This window comes from Pseudomonas sp. p99-361, from assembly GCF_003935475.1.
GTDB lineage: Bacteria > Pseudomonadota > Gammaproteobacteria > Pseudomonadales > Pseudomonadaceae > Aquipseudomonas > Aquipseudomonas juntendi.
Genome location: NZ_RHQO01000121.1, coordinates 1 through 6539, shown reverse-complemented (window position 1 = coordinate 6539; position 6539 = coordinate 1). Strand labels below are relative to the sequence as shown.

General features: G+C 65.4%; 8 protein-coding genes and 1 pseudogene. 6 read left to right on the top strand and 3 right to left on the bottom strand.

From position 1 onward, the window contains the following. Positions 1-155: 155 nt before the first annotated feature. Both EGJ22_RS25445 and olsB read right to left on the bottom strand, forming a co-directional pair. The gene (locus EGJ22_RS25445; protein WP_029887337.1) at positions 156-944 is read right to left on the bottom strand and encodes a lysophospholipid acyltransferase family protein; all 789 of its coding nucleotides are present in this window, start codon (positions 942-944) and stop codon (positions 156-158) included. Continuing rightward, the gene (gene olsB / locus EGJ22_RS25440; RefSeq protein WP_029887338.1) at positions 944-1699 is read right to left on the bottom strand and encodes an L-ornithine N(alpha)-acyltransferase; all 756 of its coding nucleotides are present in this window, start codon (positions 1697-1699) and stop codon (positions 944-946) included. Before olsB ends, EGJ22_RS25445 begins: the two co-directional genes overlap by 1 nt. A 123-nt stretch (positions 1700-1822) precedes the next feature. Here olsB and EGJ22_RS26815 point away from each other — a divergent pair. The 4 genes and pseudogenes from EGJ22_RS26815 to EGJ22_RS25420 all read left to right on the top strand — a co-directional run. Beyond that, a pseudogene (locus tag EGJ22_RS26815) lies at positions 1823-1993 on the top strand (acyl-CoA dehydrogenase); the annotation flags it as partial. An 84-nt stretch (positions 1994-2077) separates the two neighbouring features. Beyond that, complete coding sequence (locus tag EGJ22_RS25430) at positions 2078-2659, top strand: YceI family protein (RefSeq protein ID WP_009685647.1); 582 nt, start codon at positions 2078-2080, stop codon at positions 2657-2659. A gap of 1 nt (position 2660) precedes the next feature. Continuing rightward, positions 2661-3818: a phosphatidylserine/phosphatidylglycerophosphate/cardiolipin synthase family protein gene (locus tag EGJ22_RS25425; RefSeq protein ID WP_029887340.1), complete on the top strand. Its 1158-nt coding sequence runs from the start codon at positions 2661-2663 to the stop codon at positions 3816-3818. 51 nt (positions 3819-3869) lie between these two features. Further along, on the top strand, positions 3870-4448 hold the full coding sequence (locus EGJ22_RS25420) for a DJ-1/PfpI family protein (protein WP_029887341.1): 579 nt from the start codon (positions 3870-3872) through the stop codon (positions 4446-4448). A 43-nt stretch (positions 4449-4491) separates the two neighbouring features. Here EGJ22_RS25420 and EGJ22_RS25415 read toward each other — a convergent pair whose 3' ends face one another. Further along, a complete protein-coding gene (locus tag EGJ22_RS25415; protein ID WP_029887342.1) occupies positions 4492-4890 on the bottom strand; it encodes a nuclear transport factor 2 family protein in 399 nt (132 codons plus the stop codon). Between the two features lie 115 nt (positions 4891-5005). Between EGJ22_RS25415 and EGJ22_RS25410 the strand changes: the two genes are divergently transcribed. Both EGJ22_RS25410 and EGJ22_RS25405 read left to right on the top strand, forming a co-directional pair. After that, entirely contained in the window at positions 5006-5596 is a 591-nt protein-coding gene (locus EGJ22_RS25410) for a GNAT family N-acetyltransferase (protein ID WP_009685643.1), read from the top strand. Beyond that, positions 5593-6465, top strand: coding sequence for a carbon-nitrogen hydrolase family protein (locus EGJ22_RS25405; RefSeq protein WP_029887343.1), 873 nt, complete (start codon positions 5593-5595; stop codon positions 6463-6465). Before EGJ22_RS25410 ends, EGJ22_RS25405 begins: the two co-directional genes overlap by 4 nt. The last annotated feature ends 74 nt before the right edge of the window (positions 6466-6539 follow it).

The window sequence follows — 6539 nt, the reverse complement described above, 5'->3', positions numbered from 1 at the left end:
CGCGGGCGGCGCTCGATCTCACAGGCGCTGAAGATGCTCCGGCTACCCTTGCCAGGAACCATAGAATCTCCCACAAGTTCACTGCAGGTTTGCAGGCCAACGCAGTACCTGTAAAGCCGGCTTGCCGGCGATAGGGCCGCAACATGAGATAGAGATCAGGCAGCCCGCGTCTGCCGCCGTGGCGCCGCCTCGACGTTTTCAAACCCATACAACGCCAGGTGAATCGCCTGCTGTGCCTGCATTGCCAGCAGCGCACGTTCCTTGCCCACGGTCCCGATCGGCGGCAACAGGTGAATGCACACCTGCGCACGTGGCTGGGCGAACAGGCGCAGCAGGTGCGCCACCAAGTCGTCGTCACCAACAAAAGGCGCAACCGGGTCGATCTGGCCGTCGCGCAGGTATTGGATGGCCACTGGCTGAACCGCTACGCCACGGTCGATGGCCGGCGCCAGCAGGCGGCCATGGAAAGTGCGCAAGGCGTGACCGCTGGTGGTGGTGCCTTCAGGAAAGATCAGCAGCGGCCTGGCCAGGCCCAGTTGCCTGGCAATCTGCTCGCGCAGCCGTTCGCTGTCGCCGCCCCCACGACGAATGAACAGCGTGCCGGCCTGTTGCGCCAGCCAGCCGGCCAGCGGCCACTGGCGCACTTCGGCCTTGGACAGGAATGACAGGGGCATCAGCATGCCCAGCAGGGGGATGTCGGTCCACGACACATGGTTGCTGACCCACAACATCGGCCGCTGCGGCAGCGGCCCGCGCACCTGCACGTCGAAGGGCAGGGCTGCGACCAGGCGTTTCATGAACAGGCAGGTCCAGCGCTGGCGCCTTTCGAGCGAGGCCTTCAGGCCCAGCCGCTGCCCCACGGCGATCACGCAGGCCATCAGCACGCCGAGCAGCACGACCAGCAGCAGCCTGCAGACGCGGGCCAGTACCCGCAGCCTGGGCATCAGACTGCCGCCTTGAAGTGGCGGGCGTAGCGCGGGCACAGGTCGTCGCGCTTGAGCAGGATGAACACGTCGGCGACCTGGAAGTCTTCGTCCCAGCACGGCTCGCCGCAGATCTTTGCACCCAGGCGCATGTAGGCTTTGAGCAGCGGTGGCAGTTCGGCGATGACGTTGTTGGGCAGCGCCAGGTTCGGCAGCGGCTTCTTCGGTTCGGCGCGCAGGTGTTCGGTGCACAGGTAGCGCTCGCGCAGGCGCTGCATCACGGCCTGGGCCTGTACGCCACCGTCCTGCATGGGGATGCTGGCGCAGCCCATCAGGTAACGGTAGCGGCCTTCATTGAGGACCTCGGCCAGCTCGCCCCAGAGCACAGCAATGGTGCCGCCATTGCGGTAGGCGGGGGCTACGCAGGTGCGCCCCAGTTCAAGGATCGGCCCTTGCAGCTGCAACAGGCCGTGCAGGCGGAATTCTTCTTCGCTGTAGAACCGCCCCAGGCTGCTGGCGGCCTGGTGGTCAAGCAGCCGGGTAGTGGCCACCAGCTTGCCGGTACTCAGGTCGCGTACACCAATGTGGCGGCAGTGCACGTCGTAGTCGTCCATGTCCAGGCCGTGCTCGGCACCTTTGAGTTTGGCCTTGAATTCTGCGCTGAACACTTGGTAACGCAAGGCTTGGGCTTCTTGCAGCGCCTTGGCGCCAACCAGGCGTTCGGCTTGCAGGCGGCGTTCAGTGCTGTTGTCGCCAGCGTGAGCGATCCGAGTCATTGCGAGTCTCCATAAGCAGCCATGAAGGGTTGCGGCCGGTCGGCTTTGTTGTGCAAAGTCAGCCTAGGTAGACGCGGTGTCACCCCGGTGAAGCTTTGGTGATGCTTGCGTGACAACCCCTGGGGCTTGTACGTGCCATTCCAGGCCCTGCGGCCGCAGGTAGACGCGGCGTTGGCGGCGGGGCCGGCGCATTGGGCCGAGCTGTGGCAGCGGGATCAGGGGGTGATGGCGCTGGTTGCGGCGGCGCGGGAGAAACGGCTGCGCAAGGCCTGGGCTGCTGTGGGCTCTGCATGAGTGCGCAAGACCCTGCAGGGCACGCCGCTTGCTGCCGGTAAAGCGGGCGGGTAAGGTTGGCGGCTTGGTTTTCTGAGGTTTGTCATGTTCAAGTTGCCCTCCGCGCTCTTCGCCCTGTTGCTGGCTGTTTGCCTGCCCGCCCATGCCAACTGGCACCTCGATGGCGAGTCTTCGCGCTTGTCGTTCATTACCGGCAAGAATGGCGATACCGCCGAAGTGCATCGCTTCCTGGTGCTGCATGGTTCGGTCGACAACAAGGGCGTGGCGGGCTTGCGCATCGAGATGGATTCGGTCAGCAGTGGCATCCCCCTGCGTGACGAGCAGATGCGTGACCAGCTGTTCGAGGTCGGCCGCTTTGCCGAGGCCACGGTGAAGGCGCAAATCGACCTGCGCCCGATCAATGACCTGGCCGATGGTGCCCAGATCGAGCTGCGCCTGCCGCTGACGGTCACCTTGCACGGGCAGTCGCACCGCTACAACGCCTTGTTGCTGGCAACCCGCCTGGATGCGCGACGGTTCCAGGTGGTCACCCTCGAGCCACTGCTGCTGCGTGCCGAGGACTTTGGCCTGCTGCCGGGGCTGGAAAACCTGCGCAAGTTTGCCAAGCTCAAATCCATCAACCCGTCGGTGCCGGTCAATGCGGTGCTGATTTTCACCGCGCGCTGACATGCCGGGGCCGGTATTTCCCTGGCGGGAGGGTAACCAGTTCGAGCTGCTGATCGACGGCCCCGAGTTCTTTCCGCGCATGCTTGCGGCGATCGAGCGCGCCGAGTCGCAGGTAGACCTGGAACTCTACCTGGTCGAGGCTGGAGCCTGTGCCGAGGCGGTGGTCGAAGCGCTGGAGCACACGGCACGGCGGGGTGTGCGAGTGCGCTGCCTGTTCGACGACTACGGTTCGCTGGCCTTCAACAGCACGCTACGCCAGCGCTTGCTGGCGGCGGGGGTGGAGCTGCGCTGGTACAACCGCCTGCGCTGGAAGCGCGGCCTGCGCAACTTGTACCGCGACCACCGCAAGCTGCTGTTGGTGGACGAGCGCTGGGCTGTGGTCGGCGGCACGGGCGTAACCGATGAGTTCTGGACACCCGGCCAGGCGCGCAGTGACTGGCACGAGGTGATGGTGCAGATGCAAGGCCCGGTGGTGGCCGACTGGCAATTGCTGTTCGACCGCCAGTGGCATGCCAACAACCGCCGCACCGCATGGCGCCCCGCCGAGGGCTTTGGCTTGCCGCGCCTGCCCAAGGTGCCGGCGCAGGGGCAGGGCATGGGCCGGGTGGCCTACGCCGACGCCCGTCAGCACCAGGACATCCTGCACGCGCTGGTGCGCGCCCTGAACAGCGGCAAGCAACGGGTATGGCTGGCCACGCCCTACTTCTTGCCAACCTGGAGTGTACGCCGTTCCTTGCGCCGGGCCGCCAGCAAGGGCCTGGACGTGCGGCTGCTGCTGACCGGGCCGCGCACCGACCACCCCTCGGTCCGTTATGCCGGGCACCGCTACTACCCGCGCCTGCTGCGCGCTGGTGTACGCATTTTCGAGTACCAGCCGTGCTTCCTGCACCTGAAGATGGCCGTGGTGGACGACTGGGTCAGCGTTGGCTCCTGCAACTTCGACCATTGGAACCTGCGCTTCAACCTGGAAGCCAACATCGAGGCGCTGGACCCACCGCTGACGGCAGCCGTGGTCGCCAGCTTCGAGCGCGATTTTGCCCTGAGCGAGGAAGTCGACCTGGCCCATTGGCACGCCCGGCCGCTGTGGCGGCGGGTCAAGCAGCGCATCTGGGGCTGGCTCGACCGGCTGGTGGTGAACCTGCTCGACCGCCGCGACTGATAGCGGCTATCGTGCAATGACTGTTCACGGGCGAGCGAAGGAGTGTGTGCGATGACGGCGAAAAAAATTCTGATGCTGGTCGGCGATTACGTCGAGGATTACGAAGCAATGGTGCCGTTCCAGGCACTGAGCATGGTCGGCCACACGGTGCACGCGGTGTGCCCGGAGAAGCTGGCGGGGCAGACGGTGCGTACCGCGATTCATGATTTCGAGGGTGAGCAGACCTACAGCGAAAAACCCGGGCACAACTTTGCCCTGAACTTCGATTTCGTGCGGGTGCGGCCCGAGCGCTACGACGCGCTGCTGATCCCAGGTGGCCGGGCGCCGGAGTACCTGCGCCTGGATGAGAAGGTGCTGGAGCTGGTGCGGGCGTTCGACCAGGCCGGCAAGCCGATTGCAGCAGTGTGCCATGGTGCGCAGTTGCTGGCAGCGGCCGGGGTGCTGAAAGGGCGCGAATGCAGCGCCTACCCGGCGTGTGCGCCGGAGGTGCGGCTGGCGGGTGGGACGTTCATCGACATCGCCGTGGACCAGGCCCATGTGGATGGCAACCTGGTAACCGCCCCGGCCTGGCCGGCGCACCCGGCGTGGCTGGCGGCCTTCCTCAAGGTGCTGGGCACCCGCATCGCCTGACAGGCGTGTTCGCAGGTGAACCCGCGAACAGGCCCGTACAGGCTCAACCTACCTGTTCAACCCAGTCATTGAGGTTGTAGTAGTTGGTCACGCGGGCAATCTTGCCGCAATGGATGTAGAAGAAGGCCCCGGCCGGCAGCACGTAGGTCTGCCCGTTCGCCGGCGGCAACCCATCGTCATTGGCCAGGTACTGGCCATGCACGGTGAACTCCGCCGCCGCACGGCTGCCGTCGGCGTTCTGCATGACCACGATGTCGGCCAGGCGCTCGCGGTAGCAGCGGTTCATCTTGTCCATGAACGCTGCAAACCTGGCCTTGCCCATCTGCCGCTCGCCCTGGTTGATGTCGTGGATCACGTCTTCGCTGAGCAGTGCCAGAAAGCCCGGCATGTCGCCGGCGTTGAAGGCGGCGTAGTACGCATTTACCAGTTCGGTAGCGGTCATGGAACAATACCTGTCGTGTAGGGAAAAGGCGGGTCGTTGCCCCGGATGATACGGTTCCCCCTCAAGCCCGGCTTAGCCGAGCGCGTCATCCACATCGACAAAACGACCGCCAAGCATGGAAATACGCCTGTTGCACGGCGCCGCTATCGCGCCCTATATCGATGACCTCGCTCGCTTGCGCCTTACCGTATTCCGCGAGTTCCCCTACCTGTACGACGGCACCCCGGAGTACGAAGCCGACTACCTGGCCAACTATGCCCGTTCCGGGCGCAGCCTGGTGGTGCTGGCGCTGGACCAAGGCCAGGTGGTGGGTGCATCTACCGGCCTGCCGCTGGTGGACGTGGCCCCGGAGTTCCAGCAGCCGTTCCTGGCCCAGGGGCGGGACCCGGCCAGCGTTTATTACTTTGGTGAGTCGCTGGTATTGCCGGAGTACCGCGGCCAAGGTTTGGGCGTGCGTTTCTTCATCGAACGCGAGTCTTATGCCCACAAACTGGCCGAGTTCGACTACTGCGCGTTCTGTGCGGTCGAGCGGCCCGGTGTACACCCGCGCCGGCCTGCAGACTACAAGCCGTTGCATGGTTTCTGGCGTAACCGCGGTTTCCTGCACGACCCGTCGCTGCGCACCCGCTATGCCTGGCGTGACCTGGACGAGCAGGAAAGCTCCGACAAGCTGATGTCGTTCTGGCTGAAGGAACTGCCGGTATGATCCGCCTGGCGGCCTGCCAGTACGCCATCGAACTGCATGAAACCTGGGACGCCTATGCCGACCACCTGCAGGGCCTGTGCGCCGAAGCGGTGGCGGCGGGCGCCCGTTTGCTGTTGCTGCCCGAGTATGCCGGGCTGGTACTCAGCGGCCAGTTGAGAGGTGAACACCGGGGCGACCTGCTGGGTTCGATTGCCGGGATCCAACCGCTGATCGGCGCCTGGGCAGCCTTGTGTGAAAGCATGGCCAGGCGCTGGGACATCTACCTGCAGCCGGGGAGCGTGCCGGTGCTGGACAATGACGGTGCCTACCGCAACCGCGCCTGGCTGTTCGGTCCCGAGGGGCCGCTGGGCTACCAGGACAAACTGATGATGACCCGCTTCGAGCGAGAGCAGTGGGGCATCAGCGCAGGCCAGGGGCTGCGGGTGTTCGATACTGCACTGGGGCGTGTGGGCATTCTGATCTGCTACGACAATGAGTTCCCGATGCTGGCCCGGCAGTTGGCCGAGTTGGGTGCCGACCTGATCCTGGCACCGAGCTGCACCGACACCGAGGCGGGCTATCACCGGGTGCGCATCGGTGCCCAGGCACGGGCGCTGGAGAACCAGATAGCGGTGTTGCAGAGCCCGACGGTAGGGCTGGCGGCCTGGTCGCCGGCGCTGGATGAGAATATTGGCCGGGCAGGGTTGTTCGTACCGCCGGACCATGGCATGCCGGGGGACGGTGTGGTTGCCTTGAGCGCAGCGCTGGAGCCGGGCAGAAGCCAGTGGCTGGTGTGTGACGTGGACCTTGAGGAAGTACGGCGGGTGCGGCGGGAAGGGCAGGTGTTTACCCGCAGGGACTGGCCGGAGCAGTTTGACAGAGTGCGTTGAAAGCAGCGGCGCCTGCTTCGCGGGTGAACCCGCTCCCACCGGGGACATGAGGTCCCTGTAGGAGCGGGTTCACC

What these genes read in the sequence shown, in the direction of transcription:
- EGJ22_RS25420 (WP_029887341.1), top strand. Translation starts at nt 3,870, where the DNA reads ATGACGGCGAAAAAAATTCTGATGCTGGTCGGCGATTACGTCGAGGAT.
- EGJ22_RS25415 (WP_029887342.1), bottom strand. Translation starts at nt 4,890, where the DNA reads ATGACCGCTACCGAACTGGTAAATGCGTACTACGCCGCCTTCAACGCC.
- EGJ22_RS25425 (WP_029887340.1), top strand. Translation starts at nt 2,661, where the DNA reads ATGCCGGGGCCGGTATTTCCCTGGCGGGAGGGTAACCAGTTCGAGCTG.
- EGJ22_RS25410 (WP_009685643.1), top strand. Translation starts at nt 5,006, where the DNA reads ATGGAAATACGCCTGTTGCACGGCGCCGCTATCGCGCCCTATATCGAT.
- EGJ22_RS25430 (WP_009685647.1), top strand. Translation starts at nt 2,078, where the DNA reads ATGTTCAAGTTGCCCTCCGCGCTCTTCGCCCTGTTGCTGGCTGTTTGC.
- EGJ22_RS25445 (WP_029887337.1), bottom strand. Translation starts at nt 944, where the DNA reads ATGCCCAGGCTGCGGGTACTGGCCCGCGTCTGCAGGCTGCTGCTGGTC.
- olsB (WP_029887338.1), bottom strand. Translation starts at nt 1,699, where the DNA reads ATGACTCGGATCGCTCACGCTGGCGACAACAGCACTGAACGCCGCCTG.
- EGJ22_RS25405 (WP_029887343.1), top strand. Translation starts at nt 5,593, where the DNA reads ATGATCCGCCTGGCGGCCTGCCAGTACGCCATCGAACTGCATGAAACC.